The sequence below is a fragment of the Mesorhizobium sp. B3-1-7 genome, from assembly GCF_006439385.1.
Lineage (GTDB): Bacteria > Pseudomonadota > Alphaproteobacteria > Rhizobiales > Rhizobiaceae > Mesorhizobium.
The window spans coordinates 48,350-71,332 of record NZ_VFTL01000010.1 but is presented as its reverse complement, the minus strand read 5'-3'; the positions used below and the strand labels follow the sequence as shown (position 1 = coordinate 71,332).

Here is a 22,983-nt window from a genome sequence, read left to right as displayed (position 1 = left end):
GGACGACACGGCACAGAATGGCATCTATTCCTGAACGGCAGACGTCGAGGGCGGCCGGCTGGTCGCGGCGGATCGGGGCATTTTCCCTCGTCCTTTTGCTCACCGTCATTGCAGCCTACAGGCTGGGTCTCGTCGACACACCGCCTTTCCTGTGGGTGCTGGCGGTCGTGGCGCTGCTGGCGGCGCTTGCCCTGTTGCTGGCTGGTCTCGGTCTGTCCAGGGTCTGGAGTTTCGGCGATCGCGGTGGCCGCGATCTCAGCATCGGCGCGCTGCTGGCGCTTCTGGTGCTGGCGCCATACGGCGTCGCCGTCTACTGGGCGACGATCTATCCGCCGCTGCGCGACATCTCGACCGATCTCGACGATCCGCCGGTACTGGACACCAGCGAACGCACCGCCGACATGAACGAGCTGTCGCCGCCCACCCCGGGCGAACAGAGCCTGCAGGCCGACGCCTATCCGCTAGTTAGCGGGCGCAGCTACAACCTGCCTTTCGAAACCGTCGTCGACGCTGTCGAAACCGTGCTCGACCGCCGCGACTGGCAGCTGACGGCACCTTATCCCGACATCAACGGCCAGAGCGAGGCGACCATCAATGCGCTGGCCAAGGGCTTCGTGCTCGGACTGCCGGCCGACGTAGCCATCCGCGTCACCGACGACGGCGAGCAGGTCGTCGTCGACATGCGCTCGGCCTCGCGCTACGGTCGCTACGACCTCGGCGACAACGCCGCCCGCATCACGGATTTCCTCGGCGAGCTCGACCAGGAAGTCGCCGGGCAAGTCGGCGCGGCGCCGGCCGAGTGATCAGCCGGCGGGACTGAAAACACCGTCGATGGCAGGCTCGCCGTCGGTTGCGACCAGGCCGCGCGCGACCAGATCCTCGAGATGGGCAAGCACCGAAAGCCCCGCGGCGCCGTGCAGCCGCGGGTCCGTGTCGCGATAGATCGCCCCGACCATCTCCTTGATCGTCCGGTCTCCGGAACGGATCCGCTCCAGGATCGCCCTTTCGCGCATCTTGCGATGCGTCTTGAGGCCGCGCATGAACCTTCGCGGCGCGGTCACTGGCCCGCCATGGCCCGGCAAAAGCAAGCGATCGTCGCGCGCCAGCAGCCTGTCGAGGGAGCTCATATAGTCGGCCATGGCGCCGTCCGGCGGTGCGACGATCGAGGTCGACCACGCCATGACATGGTCGGCTGAAAACAGGGTTCCGGTTCCCTCGAGGGCAAACACGGCGTGGTTGGCGGTGTGGCCGGGCGTCAGCACGGTGCGGATTGCCCAGCCGTCGCCCTGGGTCAGCGCATTGTCGGCCAGCACGACATCGGGAACGAAGCCAAGGTCGGCGCTGGCGTCGAGCGGATTGACCTCGGGTAAAGGCCGGGCCGGTCGATGCGGGCCTTCGGCAAGCGTTGGCGCGCCGGTCAGCTCTTTCAATCGCGCCGCGAGCGGCGAATGGTCGCGATGGGTGTGGCTGACGAAGATGTGGCTGACCGGGCGGCCAGCGATCGCGGTAAGCAACGTCTCGAGATGGGCGTCGTCTTCCGGGCCTGGGTCGATCACCGCCAGAGTCTCGCGGCCGACGAGATAGCTGTTGGTGCCGTGGAAGGTGAACGGGCTCGGATTTATGGCGGTGATGCGCAGCACATCCGGCGCAACCGCAACCGCCCGGCCATAGGCGGGATCGAAACTGGTGTCGAATTCAAGGGCCATGCCGGCGGGCTCCGTTGCAATGCGGCAAAGTGATTGCCGCCCGATACGGAAGCCAATATAGGAAAATTAGTGCATGTCGCCCAAAAGTGCGCAGCGGTTTTGGGAGAACGACATGCAGCGACACAAAGTTTGAAGCGCGTTGCCTGAAATCCGTTTCTGCGCGGCGCGCTTCAAGCTAGCAAATCAGCCACCCAATAGATTAGCCAGAATGGGGAAGACCATGGCAACTGCAACCACGATGCGCCCGCTTGTTTCTCTCACTCTGCCGGATCGGGGCGCTGCCCGGCTCGCGACTCAGCTCTTCCTGGCACTCGTCGGAACCCTGCTGCTGACGCTTTCGGCCAAGACCAAAGTGGTGCTCGGCCCGGTCGACATTTCGCTGCAGACGCTGGCCGTGCTGTTGATCGCCTCGGCGTTCGGCCTGCGGCTGGCCGTCGCCACGCTCCTTCTCTACCTCGCCGAAGGCGCTTTTGGCTTGCCGGTTTTCCAGGGTACGCCGGAAAAGGGCATCGGTATCGCCTATATGCTGGGTTCGACGGGCGGCTATCTTGCCGGCTTCGTGGTCATGGCGGCGATCGCCGGCTGGGCCGCGGATCGCGGCTGGGACCGCAATCCGTTCAAGCTGTTCGGCGCCATGCTGACGGCGGAGGTCGTCATGATGGCCATGGGCTTTGCCTGGCTGGCGATCCTCATCGGGCCGGAAAAGTCCTGGCAGTTCGGCGTCCTGCCCTTCATCGTCGGCGACCTGATCAAGGTGGCTTTGGCCGCCAGCCTTGTGCCGGCCGTGTGGACATTGCTCAAGCGCGGCTGAGACAATCGGCGAGAAAAGGGCCGGCGGGCGACAAGCGCCGGCCGGCCCTTTTTCATGGCGCTGTCGGATTTCGCTCGAAACCGCCTTATGCCAGATGATAGAAAGCGATGAAGTAACGTCGGGAAGCAGTCGAAGCCGACATTGACAAGCCAGCGCCCGAAAACTAAGCACGGGCAACTTGGCGTCGAGGCGGGGGCCGCGGTAGTTCAAGGAGAGCTTGTTGAAAGGAATTATCCTTGCGGGCGGCAGCGGAACACGTCTCTATCCGCTTACATTAGCGATTTCTAAGCAGATACTGCCGATCTACGACAAGCCGATGATCTATTACCCGCTGAGCGTGCTGATGCTCGCGGGAATTCGCCAGATTCTCATCATCTCGACTCCGCGCGACTTGCCGGTCTTTCAGGCATTGCTGGGCGACGGTTCCGAATTCGGGCTGGAATTGTCCTATGCCGAGCAACCGCAGCCCAACGGTCTCGCCGAAGCCTTCATCATTGGCCGCGAGTTCATTGGCAACGACAGCGTGTCGATGATCCTTGGCGACAACATCTATTTTGGCGGCGGCCTGTCGCAACTCTGCCGCGAGGCGGCGATCCGCGAGGGCGGCGCCTCGGTCTTTGCCTACTATGTCGACGATCCTGAGCGTTATGGCGTGGTTTCCTTCGACAAGGCGTCCGGTAAGGCTCTGACGATCGAGGAGAAGCCGCAAAAGCCGAAGTCCAACTGGGCCGTGACCGGTCTTTATTTCTACGACAACAACGTGGTCGACATTGCCTCGACGATCCGCCCTTCGGCGCGCGGCGAGCTCGAGATCACGGCGGTCAACAACGTCTATCTCGAGCGTGGCGAACTGCATGTCCACCGTCTCGGCCGCGGCTATGCCTGGCTCGACACCGGCACGCATGACAGCCTGCTCGAGGCATCGTCTTTCGTGCGCACGATCGAGCATCGCCAAGGCATCAAGATTGCGTGCCCCGAGGAGATTGCGCTGGAGCAGCACTGGATCAGCGCCGACAAGGTTCTGGATCGCGCCTTTCGGCTCGGCAAGAACGAATATGCCGCCTATTTGCGCCGGCGGGTGGCCGATCTGATGGAGGAACGCGGTGCTTGAGGTCAGGCCGCTCGGCCTCGATGGCGTGCTGGAGATCGTGCCGAAGCGGCATGGCGACGCGCGCGGCTTTTTCAGCGAGACCTGGAATGCCGAACGCTTCGCCGAAGCCGGCATCGATCTCGCCTTCGTGCAGGACAATCATTCCTATTCCGCCGCCGCCGGTGTGCTGCGCGGCCTGCATTACCAGTTGCCGCCGCGCGCGCAAGCCAAGCTGCTGCGCGTCATCAGGGGCAGCGTCTTCGATGTCGCGGTCGACATCCGCCTTGCCTCGCCGAGCTTCGGCAAATGGGTGGCGCTGGAGATATCGGCCGAAAAGGGCAACCAGGTCCTCGTGCCGAAGGGTTTCGCGCATGGTTTCGTCACGCTCGTGCCGGATACCGAAGTTCTCTACAAGGTGACCGACGCCTACTCACCCGGGCACGACCGCTCGATCCGCTTCGACGACCCAGCGATCGGCATAAAATGGCCGGCGATCGCGGGCGGCTTCCAGCTTTCGGACAAGGACCGCAACGCGCCCTTGCTCGGCCTGGCGGAGGTGTTCGCGTGAGGAGGGATGGCGGCATGAATTTTCTGGTCACCGGAGGCGCCGGCTTCATCGGCTCGGCCGTGTGCCGGCATCTGTGCGCCAATCCGGCCTATCGCGTCACCAATCTCGACAAGCTCACCTATGCCGGCAACCTCGCTTCGCTGAGGCCGATCGAGAACGCGCACAACTACCGCTTCGAGCAGGCTGATATCTGCGACGAGCGCGCGGTGCTGGAGATCTTGCGCCGTGACGACATCGACATCGTCATGAACCTCGCCGCCGAGAGCCATGTCGACCGCTCTATCGACGGCCCCGGCGCCTTCATCGAGACCAACATCGTCGGCACCTACCGCATCCTGAATGCCGCGCTGGAATACTGGCGCGGACTGTCCGAGACTCGCCAAGGCGGCTTCCGCTTCCATCATGTCTCGACCGACGAGGTCTTTGGCGACCTGCCTTTCGACGGCGGCATGTTCGTGGAGGAGACGCCTTACGCGCCGTCCTCGCCCTATTCGGCCTCGAAGGCGGCATCCGACCATCTGGTGCGGGCCTGGCACGAGACCTATGGCCTGCCGGTGGTGCTTTCCAACTGCTCGAACAATTATGGCCCCTATCATTTCCCGGAAAAGCTGATCCCGCTGGTCATCCTCAACGCGCTCGACGAGAAGCCACTGCCCGTCTATGGCGCCGGCGCCAATGTGCGCGACTGGCTGTTCGTCGAGGACCACGCGCGGGCCCTTGAACTGGTGGCCACCAGGGGGCAGCCGGGCGAGAGCTACAATGTCGGCGGCAATTCCGAGCGCACCAATCTCGGCGTCGTCGAGGCGATCTGCGATCTTCTCGACCTAAGGCGGCCGCGCGCCGGCGGCAAGCGCTATCGCGAGCTGATCGCCTTCGTCACCGACCGCCCCGGCCATGACCGGCGCTATGCGATCGACGCCTCCAAGATCGCGCGCGACCTCGGCTGGGCGCCGCGGGAGGACTTCGACAGCGGCCTGGCAAGGACCGTCGACTGGTATCTCGACAACAAATGGTGGTGGGGGCCGATCCGCGAGCAGCGCTACGACGGCGCGCGGCTGGGCCGAGCTACGGCGGAAAAGCGCCCGATCGAAACGTCCCGGTCGAGAACGCCCAAAATGCAGGGGTCGAAAGCAGCCCGGCCGGGAACGCGGCCGAGAGCAGGAAGGTAACCACGTGAGGCTTGCCGTCACCGGACGCGAGGGCCAGGTAGCCGCAAGCCTGGTCGAGGCGGCGCGGGGCCGCGACGATGTCGAGGTCGTGGCCGTCGGCCGGCCGGCGCTCGACCTGGCGCGGCCAGACACGGTGTTCGCAGCCCTCGAAGCGGCAAGGCCCGACATCGTCGTTTCCGCCGCCGCCTACACCGCCGTCGACCAGGCCGAGGACGAGAAGGACCTGGCCTTCGCCGTGAACGCCGCCGGCGCTGGCAAGGTGGCCGAAGCCGCGGCAAGGCTCGGCGTGCCCGTCATCCATCTGTCGACCGACTATGTGTTCGACGGCACCAAGAACGGCGCCTATGTCGAGACCGACCCGACCGCGCCGCTCGGCGTCTACGGCGCCTCCAAGCTCGCCGGCGAAGAGGCCGTGGCGGCCGCCAACCCCCGCCACCTCATCCTGCGCACCGCCTGGGTGTACAGTCCCTTCGGCAGGAATTTCGTCAAGACGATGCTGCGCCTCGCCGCCGACCGCGACGAGATTCCAGTCGTCGCCGATCAATGGGGCAATCCGACATCCGCGCTTGATATTGCCGACGCCATCCTGCATGCGGCGGCGAAACTGGCGAATGACAAGAATTTTGCCGCCTTTGGCGTCTATCATCTGGCGGGCGAGGGCGACACCAACTGGAGCGGCTTTGCCCGTCACATCCTGGATACGAGCCAGGCCCTTGGCGGTCCGCATGCCCGTATCCTCGACATCGCAACCGCCGATTACCCGACAAAGGCAAGGCGGCCGGCCAATTCGCGGCTATCGAGCGCGAAATCGGCGGCCGCATTCAGGTGGAACGCTCCGGATTGGCGGGAATCGACCGGAGCTGCCGTAGGTCGTATCGTCGCCGACCGTTCGGCCTCGGGACGTTGATCGACAGCCCGTGCCATGGAATAGGTCCGAAGCGATCTGGCGCGCCGTATAGAGACAGTCCGATGCGATGAACGAGGCGTCGTAGAAGGATGCTCTGAGATGACCGCGGGGGAGCAAATGGCCATGCCCTGCCCCTTCGTCAACACCACAGCGCAATGCAAACAAAAAACCTCTGGCTCTCCCGCTCGCTCCGCGCTAAGGCGATAACCGGGTTACGGGGGTAGGGGATTTGCAATCCAGGGTGGTGGCGGACGCTGGTCGGGCCGGCGCCGTTCTGGTAGGCATATCCCGCGCCTGGAGCCAGTACTGCCCAATGACCGCATACGTAGAAGCCGTATCGGAACTCCGACCGAGGATGCGGCGCGCCATCATCATGATCCAGGACCTCGTCATGGTCCTGGTCGCGGTTGCGCTTAGCCTCATCCTGTCGCAGTCGCGGCTTTCCTTCGACGCGTTCTCTTCCGGCGGGCTGGCCTGCTGGGCGCTCATCGTGCTCATCGCCCATCTGCTGTTCCGATCCAGCGGCCTCTACAACACCGTCTGGCGCTTTGCCTCCACGCCCGACTTCTTCAACATCCTGAAGGGCTGCGGCAGCCTGACGGTGATTCTCTATCTGGCCTCGCTTGCCTTCCGCTTCTTCTTCCAGCCGGTCGCCGGCCTCAACGAGCGCCAGTTCATCGTCTTCTTCCTGGTCTCCTTCACCATCATTTCGGCGCCCAGGCTCTATTATCGCTTCCTGCGCGACGGCGCGAGCTGGCGCATCCTGCGCCGCGCCGCCGGCGATGCCTCGACCAAGCAGGCGCTGTTCATCGGCCGGCTGAGCGAGGCGGACCTGATCGTCCGCTTCACCCGCACGGCCATGCCTGCCGAATACGCCATCGCCGGCATCATGGCCACCGAGAGCGACGCGCCGCTCGGCACGCGGATCCAGGGCGTTCCGGTCGTGGCGCTGCGGCCGCGCCTGGTCGAGGTGCTGGAGGAATATGTCAAGGGCACGGAAAACCTCGACCTCCTGATCTTCGGCCAGGGGGTCGAGCGCGAGATCGAGGACTATGCCGAGCTGGTGCGCATCGCCCGCCACAGCGGCATCGCCGTCGTCCAGTTTTCCGGCCTGTCGGAACTGGGGCAGGGCGGCAAGCTGGTTCTCGATGCCGTCGAGATGGCGACCATCATGCGCCGTTCGGCGGTCGCCACCGACATCACGCGCATCGGCGCCTTCGTCGGCGGCAAGCGCGTGATGGTCACCGGCGGCGCCGGCTCCATCGGCCGCGTGCTGGTCAAGCGCGCGCTGGAACTGGGCGCCGAGGCGGTGCTGGTGGCCGACAATTCCGAGTTCGGCATCTTCCAGCTCGATCAGCAGACCGACGACGGCGAACGCGACCGGCTGACCAGCCGCATCGTCGACGTCACCGACCGGCCTCACATGACGCGCCTCGTCAGCGAGTTCAAACCCGCGATCATCTTTCACGCCGCGGCGCTGAAGCACGTGCCGCTGCTCGAGGAGAACTGGGAAGCGGCGATCGAGACGAATGTCTTCGGGACGCTCGCCTGCGCCGAGATCGCCGCCGAATGCGGGGTGCCGCAGTTCCTGCTGATTTCCAGCGACAAGGCCGTCGACCCGACCTCGGTGCTGGGCGTCACCAAGCGGGCGGCCGAACAGGTCGTCTCCTCGCTGCATGAAGCCCAGGCGGCCTCGCGGCCGCCGCGTGCTGGCGCGGCAAATGGCCACCATGCCGGCGCCCCCGATCTGCATCATTCGGGCACGAAATTCATCGCCGTGCGCTTCGGCAACGTCTTCGGCTCCAACGGCTCGGTGGCGACCATCTTCCAGGCGCAGATCGAGGCCGGCGGGCCGGTCACCATCACCGACCGGCGCATGACCCGCTATTTCATGACCGTGGCCGAGGCCGTCGACCTCGTCATCATGTCGGCCGCCGACGCCGAGCAGCGCCGGGGCGCGGATGACTACGCCATCTACATGCTCGACATGGGCAAGCCCGTGCCGATCCTGGAAGTCGCCGAAACCATGATCCGCATGGCCGGCAAAAGCCCCTATACCGACATTCCGATCCGCTTCACCGGCATCAGGCCCGGCGAGAAGCTGCACGAGACGCTGCATGCCGAGAACGAGGAGGTGGTCAAGCTCGACACCGCCAAGATCTTCGGCCTCAGAACCGGCGTCATCGAATGGCCGAAGATCGAGGCGGCCCTGCCGGCGCTGGTGGCCGCGATGCATGATCGCGACAAGGGCGCCGCGCTTACGGTGCTGGCGGGGCTACATCAGGACCAGAACATTCCAGATCGCGACATGCCGAAAGCGGCAGGGCAAACGGCTTAGCCTGACTTGTTCATGCGCAGCCACCCAAGTGTACCCGAATACAGGCTGGATGTGCCGCTATTGTTCCCCTTTTGGCGACGGATCTGAGCGATGACCGCGAAGCGCGCGCTCGACCTCGCGGTCGCCGTTCCGATGCTGGTGGCGGCGGCTCCCGTCCTGCTTGTCGCGATGCTGGCAATCCGGGCAACATCGGCCGGCCCCGCCATCTTTTCGCAGATCCGCGTCGGTCGGGGAGGAGCCCTCTTTGCCTGCCGCAAATTGCGCACGATGTATCGCGCAACGCCTTCCTTGCCCACGCACGAAGCGCCGGCCGGTTCGGTCACCGCGGTCGGCAAGGTGCTGCGGGCAACCAAGATCGACGAATTGCCGCAGCTCTGGAACGTGCTCAACGGCGAGATGAGCCTTGTCGGCCCTCGTCCATGCCTGCCGACGCAGGCGGAACTGATCGAACGGCGCAGGGAACTGGGCGTGCTCACCGCACTTCCAGGCATCACAGGGCTCGCGCAGATCAAGGGGATCGACATGTCCGATCCAAAACTTTGCGCGGAAACCGACGCGGCCTACATCAAGGCCGCCTCGACCAGCCTGGACCTCAAGATATTGCTGGCTACGTTCTTTTGAGGCGCTCCCGGAAGGAAAGCTACGGCGAAGGCGCCGAGCCTGGCCGCTTTCCGGAATCGTTCTGACCGGCCTGCCGCGCCAGTTCCTCAAGCCGGCCGAGCGTGTCGGTTTCCGGCATCCAGCCCTCCGAGGCCAGCAGGGACGGGTCACAGATCTGCGTCGCCATCAAGGCTTGCCATGGCGCCTGCCGGCCAAGCAGCGTGGCCAGCAGGCGCAGCGGCAAGGCCGGCATGGGGAAAAGCCGGGCCGGTCGGCCGTATCCGCGCCGGAACGCGGTGATGATTTCGGACACCGCAACCGGCGAAGCATCGCTGAGCACATAGATCGGGCGCAGCGGCGTGGGACGGGTCAGAAGATGCATCACGGCGCCGGCCACGGCGTCTTGCGAGACGAGCGAGCGAACCGCCGTCAGGGCGGCTTCTGGCAGCGGCAGGCCGTTGGCAGCGAGGCGCGTCAGCCCGCGCAGATTTCCCTTCATGCCTTCGCCATAGACCGGCGGCAGCCGCAGCGCCGTCGCCCCGGCGCGCCCTGCCGCTGCGAAAGCCTCCAGCGTTTTGATCTCGCCTTCGCGCTTGGAGCGCCCATAGGCGTCTTGCGGGGCAGGGGGCGTGGTCTCGTCGATGGTGCCGCTGAAACCGGCGCCCACCACGGCGCGGAGCGAGGAGAGATAGATGAAGCGCCCGTCGGTGCGCGCGGCCGCCGCCCGGGCGAGCCGTCCGGTCAGCATCGCATTGACGGCCTGGAAGTCGGCCTCGCCGGCGTTGCGGTCATTGTTGAGCGCCGCACAGTGGACGACATGCGTCACCTCGCGCATCAGCGCCAGGAAGGCTTCGTCCGACGCATCGGCGTTGGGCAGCGCGACGGCATCGTCCACGCCCGCCAGTTGCTGCGGCTGGCGAGAGGCGATCCGTATGCCGAATCCGGCCTCACGCAACCGGCTGACGACCCGGCGTCCAATGAAGCCTGTCGCGCCGGTGACCAGGACCTTCATGGTTGCAGGCTGGCGTCCGGCGCCGCCGCAGGCGCGCTTCTCCCGGTTGGCGCTGCCGTCCGCCCGGATGCAAGGTAGGTCCCCGAGATCAGGAACACCATCAGCGTCGCGTCGAGGATGTCGTGGCCGACCAGGATGCCGGCCATTCCGCCGGTGAGATAGGTGATGACCGCGACAAGGACGATCGTCGCGCCGAACCGCTCCACCGGATCGACGCTGAGGCGCAGCGTCCGTGCCGCGTTCCAGGCAGCGACGACGAAAATCGACGCCAGGGCCAGCGCCCCCAGCAGACCGGCCTCGACCAGCGCGGTCAGGAAGCCATTGTGAAAATGGCTGAAACCCGCGCTTAGGCCGAACTGCTCGTGAAAACCCTGCTTCATCAGCGCCCGGCTCGCCGAGATGCCATGGCCGAAAATCGGCATGTCGCGAAACGCGGCAAAGCCGATTTCCCACATCGCTACGCGCAGGCCGAGCGCCGTCGAATGGTCACCATTGGCGTTCAGCGCATCCCAGTCGCTGACCAGGAAGTCGGTTCTATCCAGCACGGCGCGGGAGCCGATGGCGGCGATCACAAGGGCGACCACGACGCCGATCGCCACGAAGCGTGCCAGGCTGGCGCCGGTGAACCGGCGACGGTTGATGAGAAGCACGACGATGCTGGCGATCGGCACGGCCACCCAGATCATGCGCGATCCCGAATAGACAATCGCAATGACTCCGGCGACCGCCGCCAGGACCAGCAGCTTCCAGCGTTTCTCGATGCCCGACAGCGCGCCGGCAAGGCATGTCATGACGGCAAGGCAGGTAACGGTTGCGAAGACGATCGGATTGCCGGCGCCGCCCTCCGCCCTCACGCCGAGCCGATGATACTGGAACACGGCCATCGCCAGCGCGCCGAAGCAGGCCGCGGTGCTGGCCAGAATGGCGATGCGTGCCAGCGCGCTCTTCTCGGTGATGCTCCAGGTCGAATAGGAGATGGGGAAAAGCAGGAAGGTGATCAGCGGCAGGAAAAACCGTAGATCGGCGGCCAGCGTGCCGTTGACGATCGAAGCCAGAACCATGGCCGCGCAATAGGCATAGATCGCCACCGTGACGGCGAGCATCGGCCGGTCGATGTTGAAGCGCCGGCGTTTCGCGGCCAGAAGCATCGCGGACCACACACCACCGGCATTGAAGGCGATGCTGACCAGCGATCCAAGCACCGGCGGCGAGAAAAAGCAGACGATCGAGAAATAGATGTTGATCTGTGTGGGCGTGAGGTGGCGCCGGAGCGTTGTAAACGGGTTCAAATGCTTGCTTCGCAATTTTCCAGGTTGCGCCCGGATCCATGGAGCCAGCCAGAGGCCGCCTCGCCGATCTCCGTTTGCCGCGCCTTGCCCGTTCCCCGAGCCCGTATAGCGGCTGGCGCCGCTCCGCGATAGTGCGGTCGACGATGTTGCGGCAGAAATCCCCGATCCAGGCCACGATCGGACGGCCTCGGAATTCCCCGGACGCCACGGGCTTTCTCCGCTTCCGCGTTTTCGATGGCTCCGGCAGGATTTTCCGCTTTGCCGGCCGCGCTTGGAAAATTCGTTCTCTAATCACCTCGCGCCGCGCGGGTCTTGCATTGTTATCGGCGGCGCCGATCTGTTAGAACGCCCGCACGAAACAGTTTGTCTGAAGTGAAATCTGCGCCCGGGGGGCATGGAATTGCGCCTGCGATGCAAGATTTCCGCTCCACGGCACGAAAGAACGCTCGACGCTCCATGAATATCGCGCTCACGCATCTGCAGCGGCTCGAGGCCGAATCCATCCACATCTTCCGCGAGGTCGCGGCATCTTTCTCCAAGCCGGTGATGCTCTATTCGGTCGGCAAGGATTCGTCCGTGCTGATGCATCTGGCGATGAAGGCCTTCTATCCGGCCAAGCCGCCTTTCCCGTTCCTGCATGTCGACACCACCTGGAAGTTCCGCGAGATGATCGCCTTTCGCGATCAGATGGCGCAGAAGCTTGGCTTCGACCTTTTGGTTCATGTCAATGAGGATGGTGTTCGCGAGGGCATCAACCCCTTCGATCATGGCTCCAACACCCACACCCATGTGATGAAGACGGTGGCGTTGCGCCAGGCGCTCGACAAATACGGCTTCGACGCCGCATTCGGCGGCGCCCGCCGCGACGAGGAGAAGTCGCGCGCCAAGGAGCGCATCTTTTCCTTCCGCAACGCCCAGCACGCCTGGGACCCGAAGAACCAGCGGCCGGAAATGTGGAAGATCTTCAACACCCGCATCGCGCCGGGCGAATCGATCCGCGTCTTCCCGCTGTCCAACTGGACCGAGCTCGATATCTGGCAGTACATCCTGCAGGAAAACATCCCGATCGTGCCGCTCTATTTCGCCAAGGAGCGGCCGGTGGTCGAGCGCGACGGCATGCTGATCATGAAGGACGATGACCGCATGCAGCTGCGCCCCGGCGAGGCGGTCGAGAACCGGCTCGTGCGCTTCCGCACGCTGGGATGCTACCCGCTGACCGGCGCGATCGAGTCCGACGCCGACACGCTGGAGGCGATCGTCGGCGAGATGCTGACCGCGCGCACCTCCGAGCGCCAGGGCCGCCTCATCGACCGCGACGAGGCCGGCTCGATGGAAAAGAAGAAGCGCGAGGGTTATTTCTGATAATGCGCCACATCATGGCAAAAAGCCTCGCCCCGACCGATTCGATCCGCGACTACATGGCCGCGCAGGAGAAGAAGTCGCTGCTGCGCTTTCTCACCTGCGGCTCGGTCGACGACGGCAAGTCGACGCTGATCGGCCGTCTGCTCTCCGACACCAAGCAGATCTTCGAGGACCAGCTTGCGGCGCTCGAGAAGGATTCGCGCAAGCACGGCACCACCGGCGACGACATCGACTTCGCGCTGCTGGTCGACGGGCTGGAGGCGGAGCGCGAGCAGGGCATCACCATCGATGTCGCCTATCGCTTCTTCGCCACGCCGAAGCGCAAGTTCATCGTCGCAGACACGCCCGGTCATGAGCAGTACACGCGCAATATGGCAACGGGCGCCTCGACCGCCGATCTCGCCATCGTGCTGATCGACGCGCGCCAGGGCGTGCTTCGCCAGACCAGGCGTCATTCGATCATCGCCTCGCTGCTCGGCATCCGGCACATCGTGCTTGCGGTCAACAAGATCGACCTCGTCGGCTTCGACGAGACCGTGTTCGACCGGATCGTCACCGACTATGGCGAGTTCGCGAAGGAGCTCGGCTTCGTCAGCATCGCGCCGATCCCGATGTCGGCGCGCTTCGGCGACAACGTCACCAGCCGTTCGGAGCGCACGCCCTGGTATTCCGGGCCATCGCTGATCGAGCATCTCGAAACCGTGTCGGTCGACGAGGCCGCCGTCGAGCTGCCTTTCCGCTTCCCAGTCCAGTATGTGAACCGCCCGAACCTCGATTTCCGCGGCTTCGCCGGGACCATCGCCTCGGGTGTGGTCTCTGAAGGAGACGAGGTCGTCGTGGCCAAGTCGGGCAAGGCGTCCCGGGTCAAGCGCATCGTCGCGCAGGGCGGCGACCTCGAGCAGGCGGTCGCCGGCCAGGCGGTCACGCTCGTCCTCGAGGACGAAGTGGAGGTGTCGCGCGGCAACCTGCTGGTGTCGCCGGCCGCGCGGCCGCAGGTCGCCGATCAGTTCGCCGCCAACATCGTCTGGTTCGACGAGCAGGCGCTGCTGCCCGGCCGCTCCTACGTCCTGCGCACCGAAACCGATCAGGTCAGCGCCACGGTCACCGAGCTTAAATACCGGGTCAACGTCAACGATTTCGCGCATGAGGCGGCGAAGTCGCTCGACATCAACGAGGTCGGCGTCTGCAACCTCTCGACCCGCGCGCCGATCGCCTTCGATCCCTTCGCCGAGAACCGCACCACCGGCGCCTTCATCCTGATCGACCGCATCACCAACGCCACCGTCGGCGCCGGAATGATCCTGCATTCGCTGCGCCGCGCCGAAAACATCCATTGGCAGTCGCTCGATGTCGGCAAGCGCGGCCGCTCCGACCTGAAGAACCAGCGCCCGGCGGTGTTCTGGTTCACCGGCCTTTCCGGCTCCGGCAAGTCGACCATCGCCAATTTGTTCGAGAAGAAGCTGTTCGCGTCCGGCCGCCACACCTACATCCTCGACGGCGACAATGTCCGCCACGGCCTCAACCGCGATCTCGGCTTCACCGACGCCGACCGCGTGGAAAACATCCGTCGCGTCGCCGAGGTGGCCAAGCTGATGGCCGATGCCGGCCTGATCGTCATCGTCTCCTTCATCTCGCCCTTCGCCGCCGAACGACGCGTAGCGCGCGAGCTGATGGCCGAAGGCGAGTTCGTCGAGGTCTTCGTCGATACGCCTTTCGAGGAATGCGCAAGGCGCGATCCGAAGGGCCTTTACGCGCGCGCCTTGAGCGGCGAGATCAAGAATTTCACCGGCGTGGATTCTCCTTATGAGGTGCCGCAGAATCCGGAAATTCACCTGAAGACTCTCGGCAGGAGCCCGCAGGAGATGGCGGAAGCCCTGGAACACTGGCTGACCGAGCGCGACATTGCCGAGGAGCAGTACGACAATGGCGGCGGTATCTGACGACGAGGCGATGTTGGGCGTCTTCGAGCGCCTGGCACTCGAAGCCGGGCGCGAGGTGATGCGCGTCTTCCACGAGGGCTGCGCCGTCGACAGTAAGGCCGACTCTTCGCCGGTGACGGAAGCCGATCGCGAAAGCGAGAAGATCATCCTGGCCGGCCTGCGCGCTGCCTATCCCGAAATCCCTTGCGTGGCCGAGGAAGAGGTGGCGGCAGGCATCGCAACGCCTGATCTTGACGGCGCTTTCTTCCTGATCGATCCGCTCGACGGCACCAAGGAATTCGTCAACCGCCGCACCGATTTCACCGTCAACATCGCGCTGGTCCGCCATGGCGTGCCGGAAGTCGGCGTCGTTTTCGCGCCGTGCACGGGGCGCTTTTTCTCCGGACGACCCGGCAAGGCCGAGGCGCTCGAGGTCGATCCCGATTATCGCGTGGCCGGCCGCCGGCCGATCACGGTGCGGGCAGGCGGCTCGCCGCTCGCCGTCGTCGCCAGCCGCTCGCACAACACGCCGGAGACCGATGCCTTCATCCGCGATCTCGGTGCCGCCGAGATCGTCTCGGTCGGCTCGTCGCTGAAATTCTGCCTGCTCGCCGCGGCGGAAGCCGACGTCTATCCGCGCTTCGGCCGCACCATGGAATGGGATACGGCGGCGGGCGACGCGGTGTTGCGCGCCGCCGGCGGCATGACCCGCACCCTGGACGGCGAGCCGCTCGTCTACGGCAAGCGCAACCAGGCGAGCGACAGCGATTTCGCCAACCCGCATTTCATTGCAACGGGGAAGACCGCGGCTTAGGGCAGCGTTGCCAATTATCGATGCTGGCGGGACAGAGGGGGGGCGGCGCCGACCTTTCAGGCTTTAAGCCGCCGCCACATGCGCCGAGTTCGACCCGATATAATTGCGGATCGTCTCGATGATGCGGTCCTGGTCGGCCTCGCTCAAATAGGCGTGCATCGGCAGGCAGAGGATCTGCTTTGGCAATGCCTCCGAGACGGCGAGGCCGGTCGGCGTGCGCGGATAATCCTTGTAGGCCACCTGCTCGTGCAGCGGCTTTACATAATAGATCACCGACGGAATGCCCTTTTCACCGAGATGGGCCTTGAGCCCGTCGCGTTTCGGCGTCTCGATCGCATACTGCGCCCAGGCCGAGCGGCCATGGCCAAGATTGCGCGACGCCTTGACGATGTCGCCGAGGCCCTTGGCATAGCGGTCGGCGACGGCCTGGCGCGCCACCATCTCATCCTCGAGGATGGCGAGCTTTTCGATCAGGATCGCCGCCTGCAGCGTGTCGAGGCGCGAATTGATGCCGACGCGGACATTGTCATATTGCGTCTCGCCCTTGCCGTGGAAGGCGAAGGAGCGGAGCTTGTCGGCCAGCGCGCCGTCATTGGTGAACATGGCGCCGCCGTCGCCATAGCAGCCAAGCGGCTTGGCAGGATAAAAACTGGTCGAGCCGACATGGCCAAAAGCACCGCACATCTTGACGTCGGCGGAACCGCCGATCGACTGGCCGTCGGCGGAACCGCCCATCGACTGCGCGGCATCCTCGATCACCAGAAGGTTCTCGCGCTTGGCGATCGCCATGATCGCCTCGTAGTCCGCGGAGAGCCCGAACAGGTCGACGGGGATGATCGCCCTCGGCTTCAGCCTTCCTTCCTTCTTGATCATCTCGATCGCCGCTTCGAGGCTGGCGATGTCGATGTTGTAGGTGTCGCGGTCGACGTCGACGAAGACCGGCTCGGCCTTGGCCAGCGCGACGACTTCAGCCGTCGCGGCAAAGGTGAAGCTCGGCACGAACACCGCATCGCCCGGGCCGATGCCGGCGGCAAACAGCGGCAGAAGCAGCGCGTCGGTGCCGTTGGCGCAGGCGACCACATGCTTGACGCCGATATAGGCCGCCAGCTTGTCCTCGAATTCGGCGACCTGCGGGCCGAGGATATAGCGGCCGTCCTCGACGACTTTGTCGATAGCGACCTTCAGCCGGTCGCGGATACGTTCGCGCTGTGCGCCAAGATCGATGAACTGCATGTCGGCCTCAATGCCTGTAAAACCGGCCCGCTGGTAACAGACTTGAACCGGCTGAGAAAGCCGGCGGCGGCCGGGCGCAAATTGCCCATGTGTCGCAGCGTGTTACCGACTTTGCCGGCGCAATGCTTGAAAAAGCCGGAAATCCGAGCTTTGAGAGGTGTTTTCCGGCCCCTCTTGTCGCGTCGTTCCACCGATGGGAAACATAAAGTGATCGGCCGCGAAGGGCGGGCTCACGTCAGTCCCCGCGCCGGATCAGGCGATCTCGTGCCGCCATGGCGGGTTGGCGCCGGCCCGCGAAACCGTTACCGCGGCGGCCTTGGCGCCGAGTTCCAGCGCCTTGCGGATGGCGTCCTCGGAGAGGCTGCCGATCGCCGCCTTGGTGAGCAGGCCCTGCTCGTGCAGCGAAGCCAGGATGCCGGCATTGAACGTGTCGCCGGCGCCGACCGTGTCGATGACCTTCACCTTCTGCGGCATGACGGTGACCTTGTGCGCCTTGCTGTAGCCGACGGCGCCTTCGCCGCCATGCGTGACGACGATCAGCTGCGGCCCACGCTCCAGCCAGTTGCGCACCACATCCTCGTGCGAGCCGGCCTCGTCGAACCATTTCAGGTCCTCGTCCGACAATTTCACGATGTCGGCCATCGCCATCATCTCGCGGATGCGTCTGAGATGCTTGGCCTTGTCCGGAATGAAGTTCGGCCGGATGTTGGGGTCGAGCATCATGACGCGGCTTTGGTGCTCGCGTCGCATGAATTCCTCATAGGCCGAGCCCGCCGGCTCAGAGATCAGGCTGATGGCGCCGAACAGCATCGCCTCGATCTCGGCCCCGAGCTTCGGCAGGTCCTCGATGGTCAGCATGCGCCCGGCGGTGTTCTCGTCATAGAAAGTGTAGGCCGCCTGGCCGTTGGTGAGCCGCACGAAGGCGAGCGTGGTCGGACGAGGCGAGGTGTGCGCATAGGTGGAACTCACCTTGCTGGCGCCGAGCGCGTCGCGGAATTGGCCGCCGAACAGGTCGGAGGAGAGGCCGGAAAAGAAGCCTGCCGGGGCGCCGAGCCGGCCGAGCGCGATCGCCGAGTTGAACACCGCGCCGCCGACATAGGGCGCGAACGCCGCTTCGCCTTCCGTCGTGGTGCGCGGCAGCATGTCGATCAGGGCTTCGCCACAGCAAAGGATCATGTCGTCTTGGTCTCCGGCGGATGGATCACGCCCTTGCGGATGATGATGTTGGCAAAGAGCCTGGGTTCGCTGGTCGCCACGATGGCGTGCGCGGCCTTGACGCGTGCATAGAAGTCGGGCCCGGCCAGCGCAACCACCTTGTGGCCCGGCGCGCGCACGGCGCAAACCGCTTCCATCTCGCGATGCACGGGGTCGGCGAGCGCCGGGTCGCCCTGCACCGAGGCCCGGAACAAAGCCTCCGGCACCGCCTCGTCCACCGGCAGCACGCTGAGCACGGCGTCGAGGACGGCTATGACGTGGTGGCCGTCCGCGCGGATCAGCCGCCGCGCCTGTTCCTCGGCCGGATAATTGCCGTCGACGATCGCGATCTCGTCGCCATGGCCCATTGCCCTGAGCGTCGCCAGGAACTGGGGCCCGAGCAGCGGCGGGATGCCGATCAGCATGTCAGGCGCCCCCGGACGTGTTCGGTCCGATCAGGAAGCGCTCGGAGAGCGGCAGGCTGGCGCCGCCCATGGCGCGTGCGTGGATGCCGACCGTTCCCTCGCGCACGACAGGCAGTTTCAGTCCTTCGGCATCGATGCGGGCGATCGCTTCCGTGACGGCATCGACCAGCCGGCGCCGCACATCGAGCGGCATCCAGCCATCGATGACCGCCGCTTCGAAATCGATGACCGACGAGGCAGCGACGATGGCATAGGCGAGCGCCCGCGAGGCGCTGGCGATCCACTCGTCGAGATCGGCGCCGATCTCGCCCCATTCCTGCGGCGAGGTCCAAAGATAGGAGCCGTCGATGCCCTTGGCGGAGAGCGCCCTTTCCAGCATCGCGATCGAGGCGACGTCGATAAGCTGCGTCGGCTTGCCGTCCGGCCCCGGCACTGGCATCGAGCCCAGCGCGCCGGCGTTGCCTTTCGGCCCGCTGTAGAGGCGGCCGTTGAGCACGATGCCGCCGCCGGCGAAGGCGCCGATATAGAAATAGACGAAATCGCGCGCCGCGCCGGCCTGCCCGAAGACGAGCTCCGCGCCACAGGCCGACGTCGCGTCGTTCTGCAGGTAGACGGGAAACTCGCACTGCCCTTGGATGTCGGCGCGGATGTCGCGATGGCGCCATTCGTCCATGATCTCGCGCGGCGCGCCGGCCGTGTCGACCCAGTTCCATAGCTCGAACGGCATGGCGATGCCGAGCCCGGCGATGCGCGTGTCCTGAGCCGGCGTAAGCGCGCCGCGCATCGTCTTGATGCCGGCGGTGACGAACTCGACGGTCTCGCGCGGTGCGGGATAGCGGTAGGAATGCTGCAGCATGGCGCGCACATTGCCGAGGAAGTCGATCAGCACGAGCTCGGCGCTGCGGCGGCCGATCTTGAGGCCGATGAAAAAGGCGCCTTCCGGATTGAGCGCCATCGGGATCGAAGGTTGGCCGATCTTGCCGCGCAGCGGCGCCTGGCGCACGAGCAGCTTGTCTTCCTCGAGCTCGCGCATGATCACCGACACTGTCTGGGCAGACAGCCCGGTCATGCGCGCAATGTCGGATTTGGCCAGGCTGCCATGCTGGCGCACCAGGGACAGCACGAGCCGCTCATTGTGGTCGCGCATGCCGCTCTGGTTGGTGCCGCGATGCAGCCGGCTTTCCAAAGCCTCGGGCGAACCGTGCCTCGCAATGCCGGTCTCCACCCTGTTCCTCCCGTCTGTTTCCCCTCGATGCTTTTCGTTCAGAATGAGTGAACAGCGCAAGAGTGTCAATAATAAATAAGAGTGATTTAATTATTGACAGCCGTTACGGACTGGTGTCTCTTTGACATCGCGCCCACACTGGGAGAACTTCGGTGGGCGCTCCGCAGGCGCCGGTTGGCCGGCGCCGGAGTGGTTCACTGGGAGGAAATCATGCGTAAATGGACTATCCTGAAGGCGGCCGTTGCCGGTCTTGCCTTTTACGGCGCGATGGCCACGGCCTCGTATGCCGCCGACATCGTCGGCCTGATCACCAAGACCGAGGGCAACCCGTTCTTCGTCAAGATGCGCGAAGGCGCGCAGGCCAAAGCCAAGGAGCTCGGCCTCACGCTGCAGACCTTTGCCGGTAAGTTCGACGGCGACAATGACAGCCAGGTCGCGGCCATCGAGAACCTGATCTCGGCCGGCGCCAAGGGCTTCGCCATCGTGCCGAGCGATTCCAGCGCCATCGTGCCGACCATCAAGAAGGCGCGCGATGCGGGCCTGCTGGTCATCGTGCTCGACACGCCGCTCGATCCGATCGACGCGGCGGACGCCACTTTCGCAACCGACAATTTCAAGGCCGGTGAGCTGATCGGTGAGTGGGCCAAGGGCACGCTGGGCGACAAGGCCTCCAGCGCCAAGATCGCCTTCCTCGATCTCGCCACCAACCAGCCGACCGTCGACTATCTGCGCGACCAGGGCTTCATGAAGGGCTTCGGCATCGACATCAAGGATCCGAAGAAATACGGCGATGAGGACGACGCGCGCATCTGCGGCCATGAGATGACCGGCGGCGCCGAGGATGGCGGCCGCACCGCCATGGAAACGCTGCTGCAGAAGTGCCCGGACGTGAGCGTGATGTATACGATCAACGAGCCGGCGGCGGCCGGTGGTTACCAGGCGCTCAAGGCGGCCGGCAAGGATGACGGCTCGGTCCTTGTGGTTTCGATCGATGGCGGTTGCCCGGGCGTCAAGAACGTCGCGGCCGGCGTCATCGGCGCGACCTCGCAGCAATATCCGCTGAAGATGGCCGCCATGGCCATGGAAGCGATCGAGAAGTTCGCCAAGACCGGCGAAAAGCCGAAGCCGACCCCCGGCAAGGAGTTCTTCGATACCGGCGCCACGCTGATCACCGACAAACCCGTCAACGGCGTCGAGTCGATCGACAGCAAGAAGGGCGCGGAACTTTGCTGGGGCTGATGCCCTTCCTAATACCCGCAACAACGGACTAAACTCACCGAAAGGGCGGCTCCGGCCGCCCTTTCCCGAAACACGGGATCCTGGGAGGGGATAGAGATGAGCGACGACGCAACCGGCTCAGTCTCGGCCGAGCGCGGCCTTCACGGCAGCGATCAGTCCGTGGCGAGCTTCGACGAAGACCGGGGCTCGGTGCTGAAGAGCATCCAGCGCTTCCTGCACGAATACCCTACGGCCATCCCGTTCATCGTGCTGGTCATCGGCATTCTGATCTTTTCGGTTGCGGCGGGCGGACGGTTCTTTGCGCCGTTCAATCTTTCGCTTGTCCTGCAACAGGTCACCATCATCGCCTTTCTGGGCATTGCCCAGACGCTGGTCATCCTGACCGCCGGCATCGATCTTTCGGTCGGCGCGATGATGGTGCTGTCGTCCATCGTCATGGGCAGGCTGACCGTCACCTACGGCGTGCCGGTCGAATTGAGTTTCATGCTGGGCCTGCTCACGGGTCTTGTCTGCGGCCTGATCAACGGCGTGCTGGTGGCGGTGATCAAGCTGCCGCCCTTCATCGTCACGCTCGGCACCTGGAGCGTCTACGGCGCGATGGTCATCTACGTCTCGCATTCCGAGACCGTGCGCGCCCAGGACATCGAGGCGGCGGGACCGCTGCTGCAGTGGCTGGGCCACACGATCAGGTTGGGAGGCGGCGCGGTGCTGACCTACGGCGCCATCGCCATGATCCTGACGGCTCTGATCATCTGGTATGTGTTGAACCGCACCGCCTTCGGCCGCCATGTCTACGCCACCGGTGACGACGACGAAGCCGCACGCCTCGCCGGCATCAACACCCGCGGCGTGTTCATTGCCGTCTACACGCTGGCCGGCTTCATCTGTGCCGTCGCCGCCTGGGCGCTTATCGGCCGCATCGGCGCCGCAAGCCCGCTCGGCAACCAGACCGCCAATCTCGATGCCATCACCGCCGTGGTGATCGGCGGCACCTCGCTGTTCGGCGGGCGCGGCTCGATCGTCGGGACATTGTTCGGCGCGTTGATCGTCGGCGTCTTCCGCAATGGCCTGGCGCTCGCCGGCGTCGACTCGCTCTGGCAGGAGTTCACCGTCGGCATCCTCATCATCCTCGCCGTCACCATCGATCAGTGGATCAGGAAGATTTCGGCATGAGCACCCAGTCGATTCATCAGGTTCCCATTCTTCAGGCCAAAGGCCTCAACAAGCGCTACGGCAGGGTGGTCGCTCTCGACAATGCCGATTTCGACCTGATGCCGGGCGAGATCCTTGCCGTCATCGGCGACAACGGCGCCGGCAAGTCGACGCTGGTGAAGGCGCTGTGCGGCGCGGTCATCCCGGACTCCGGCGCGATCGAGCTCAACGGCCAGCCGGTGCATTTCCGCTCGCCGATCGAGGCGCGCATGGCCGGCATCGAGACCGTCTACCAGAACCTGGCCTTGTCGCCGGCGCTGTCGATCGCCGACAACATGTTCCTCGGCCGCGAGCTGCGTAAGCCGGGTTTTGCAGGGCAATGGCTGAGGAGGCTTGACCGCTCGGCCATGGCGCGCATCGCCCGCGAGAAATTGTCCGAGCTTGGGCTGATGACCATCCAGAACATCAACCAGTCGGTCGAAACGCTCTCGGGCGGCCAGCGCCAGGGCGTGGCGGTGGCCCGCGCCGCGGCGTTCGGCAGCCGCGTCGTCATCATGGACGAGCCGACCGCGGCGCTCGGCGTCAAGGAAAGCCGCCGCGTGCTGGAGCTGATGCTCGACGTCAAGAAGCGCGGCCTGCCGATCGTGCTCATCTCGCACAACATGCCGCATGTCTTCGAGGTGGCCGACCGCATCCACATCCATCGTCTGGGCCGTCGCCTCGCCGTCATCGATCCTAAGCAATATACAATGTCCGACGCCGTCGCTTTCATGACCGGCGCCAAGGCACCGCCGGAAGTTTTGGAGACGGCCTGATTGGGCCGTCTTGTTCCGGCACACGACCATTGGCCAGCCGTCTAAATCGATTGAGTATATGTTGCAATGCACTAGGATGGGCTGGGAGGAACGATACAAGCCGTTATGATCACGC

21 protein-coding genes are annotated in these 22,983 nt (G+C 64.9%); 14 read left to right on the top strand and 7 right to left on the bottom strand.

The window, feature by feature from the left end:
* Positions 1-17 precede the first annotated feature (17 nt).
* A complete protein-coding gene (locus FJ417_RS10790; RefSeq protein ID WP_140783381.1) occupies positions 18-803 on the top strand; it encodes a DUF1499 domain-containing protein in 786 nt (261 codons plus the stop codon).
* Here FJ417_RS10790 and FJ417_RS10785 read toward each other — a convergent pair whose 3' ends face one another.
* On the bottom strand, positions 804-1,706 hold the full coding sequence (locus FJ417_RS10785; RefSeq protein WP_140783380.1) for an MBL fold metallo-hydrolase: 903 nt from the start codon (positions 1,704-1,706) through the stop codon (positions 804-806).
* A 220-nt stretch (positions 1,707-1,926) separates the two neighbouring features.
* Between FJ417_RS10785 and FJ417_RS10780 the strand changes: the two genes are divergently transcribed.
* The 7 genes from FJ417_RS10780 to FJ417_RS10750 all read left to right on the top strand — a co-directional run bounded on the left by FJ417_RS10780 (position 1,927) and on the right by FJ417_RS10750 (position 9,210).
* A complete protein-coding gene (locus FJ417_RS10780) occupies positions 1,927-2,517 on the top strand; it encodes a biotin transporter BioY (protein ID WP_140783379.1) in 591 nt (196 codons plus the stop codon).
* 220 nt (positions 2,518-2,737) lie between these two features.
* Positions 2,738-3,628: a glucose-1-phosphate thymidylyltransferase RfbA gene (gene rfbA, locus FJ417_RS10775; protein WP_140657092.1), complete on the top strand. Its 891-nt coding sequence runs from the start codon at positions 2,738-2,740 to the stop codon at positions 3,626-3,628.
* Complete coding sequence (gene rfbC, locus FJ417_RS10770; protein WP_140783378.1) at positions 3,621-4,175, top strand: dTDP-4-dehydrorhamnose 3,5-epimerase; 555 nt, start codon at positions 3,621-3,623, stop codon at positions 4,173-4,175. Before rfbA ends, rfbC begins: the two co-directional genes overlap by 8 nt.
* Before the next feature lie 14 nt (positions 4,176-4,189).
* On the top strand, positions 4,190-5,344 hold the full coding sequence (gene rfbB, locus FJ417_RS10765; RefSeq protein WP_246687426.1) for a dTDP-glucose 4,6-dehydratase: 1,155 nt from the start codon (positions 4,190-4,192) through the stop codon (positions 5,342-5,344).
* 4 nt (positions 5,345-5,348) lie between these two features.
* Complete coding sequence (gene rfbD, locus FJ417_RS10760; RefSeq protein ID WP_140783377.1) at positions 5,349-6,251, top strand: dTDP-4-dehydrorhamnose reductase; 903 nt, start codon at positions 5,349-5,351, stop codon at positions 6,249-6,251.
* Positions 6,252-6,564: 313 nt separating this feature from the next.
* Entirely contained in the window at positions 6,565-8,589 is a 2,025-nt protein-coding gene (locus FJ417_RS10755; RefSeq protein WP_181183196.1) for a nucleoside-diphosphate sugar epimerase/dehydratase, read from the top strand.
* A gap of 90 nt (positions 8,590-8,679) precedes the next feature.
* The gene (locus tag FJ417_RS10750) at positions 8,680-9,210 is read left to right on the top strand and encodes a sugar transferase (protein WP_140783376.1); all 531 of its coding nucleotides are present in this window, start codon (positions 8,680-8,682) and stop codon (positions 9,208-9,210) included.
* A gap of 19 nt (positions 9,211-9,229) precedes the next feature.
* On the opposite strand, the gene FJ417_RS10745 is transcribed toward FJ417_RS10750, so the two are convergent.
* The gene (locus tag FJ417_RS10745) at positions 9,230-10,201 is read right to left on the bottom strand and encodes an NAD-dependent epimerase/dehydratase family protein (RefSeq protein ID WP_140783375.1); all 972 of its coding nucleotides are present in this window, start codon (positions 10,199-10,201) and stop codon (positions 9,230-9,232) included.
* On the bottom strand, positions 10,198-11,490 hold the full coding sequence (locus tag FJ417_RS10740; protein ID WP_140783374.1) for an O-antigen ligase family protein: 1,293 nt from the start codon (positions 11,488-11,490) through the stop codon (positions 10,198-10,200). The genes FJ417_RS10745 and FJ417_RS10740 overlap by 4 nt, the downstream gene beginning before the upstream one ends.
* Positions 11,491-11,946: 456 nt before the next feature.
* Here FJ417_RS10740 and cysD point away from each other — a divergent pair, with 456 nt between their 5' ends.
* Genes cysD through cysQ form a run of 3 tightly spaced genes read left to right on the top strand, consistent with a single transcriptional unit; the run spans position 11,947 to position 15,585 of the window.
* Positions 11,947-12,852 (top strand): sulfate adenylyltransferase subunit CysD, encoded by a 906-nt coding sequence (gene cysD, locus FJ417_RS10735; RefSeq protein WP_246672342.1) that lies wholly within the window; start codon positions 11,947-11,949, stop codon positions 12,850-12,852.
* 2 nt (positions 12,853-12,854) lie between these two features.
* The gene (gene cysN, locus FJ417_RS10730; RefSeq protein WP_181183195.1) at positions 12,855-14,792 is read left to right on the top strand and encodes a sulfate adenylyltransferase subunit CysN; all 1,938 of its coding nucleotides are present in this window, start codon (positions 12,855-12,857) and stop codon (positions 14,790-14,792) included.
* A gap of 10 nt (positions 14,793-14,802) precedes the next feature.
* A complete protein-coding gene (gene cysQ, locus FJ417_RS10725) occupies positions 14,803-15,585 on the top strand; it encodes a 3'(2'),5'-bisphosphate nucleotidase CysQ (protein WP_181182644.1) in 783 nt (260 codons plus the stop codon).
* 63 nt (positions 15,586-15,648) lie between these two features.
* On the opposite strand, the gene FJ417_RS10720 is transcribed toward cysQ, so the two are convergent.
* From FJ417_RS10720 to FJ417_RS10705, 4 genes are all read right to left on the bottom strand, one after another.
* A complete protein-coding gene (locus FJ417_RS10720; protein ID WP_140783372.1) occupies positions 15,649-16,818 on the bottom strand; it encodes a DegT/DnrJ/EryC1/StrS aminotransferase family protein in 1,170 nt (389 codons plus the stop codon).
* Between the two features lie 252 nt (positions 16,819-17,070).
* The gene (locus FJ417_RS10715; protein ID WP_140783371.1) at positions 17,071-17,994 is read right to left on the bottom strand and encodes a carbohydrate kinase; all 924 of its coding nucleotides are present in this window, start codon (positions 17,992-17,994) and stop codon (positions 17,071-17,073) included.
* Positions 17,991-18,437: an RbsD/FucU domain-containing protein gene (locus tag FJ417_RS10710; protein WP_140783370.1), complete on the bottom strand. Its 447-nt coding sequence runs from the start codon at positions 18,435-18,437 to the stop codon at positions 17,991-17,993. The genes FJ417_RS10715 and FJ417_RS10710 overlap by 4 nt, the downstream gene beginning before the upstream one ends.
* Position 18,438: 1 nt before the next feature.
* A complete protein-coding gene (locus FJ417_RS10705; RefSeq protein ID WP_140783369.1) occupies positions 18,439-19,662 on the bottom strand; it encodes an ROK family transcriptional regulator in 1,224 nt (407 codons plus the stop codon).
* A gap of 210 nt (positions 19,663-19,872) precedes the next feature.
* On the opposite strand from FJ417_RS10705, the gene FJ417_RS10700 reads away from it, so the two are divergent.
* The 3 genes from FJ417_RS10700 to FJ417_RS10690 all read left to right on the top strand — a co-directional run bounded on the left by FJ417_RS10700 (position 19,873) and on the right by FJ417_RS10690 (position 22,868).
* Positions 19,873-20,901 carry a sugar ABC transporter substrate-binding protein gene (locus FJ417_RS10700; protein WP_140643399.1) on the top strand — a complete coding sequence of 343 codons (1,029 nt, stop codon included), beginning with the start codon at positions 19,873-19,875 and terminating at the stop codon, positions 20,899-20,901.
* Between the two features lie 96 nt (positions 20,902-20,997).
* A complete protein-coding gene (locus FJ417_RS10695) occupies positions 20,998-22,074 on the top strand; it encodes an ABC transporter permease (protein WP_140783368.1) in 1,077 nt (358 codons plus the stop codon).
* Positions 22,071-22,868, top strand: a complete 798-nt coding sequence (locus FJ417_RS10690; protein WP_140643403.1) for an ATP-binding cassette domain-containing protein — start codon at positions 22,071-22,073, stop codon at positions 22,866-22,868. The genes FJ417_RS10695 and FJ417_RS10690 overlap by 4 nt, the downstream gene beginning before the upstream one ends.
* Positions 22,869-22,983: the final 115 nt, after the last annotated feature.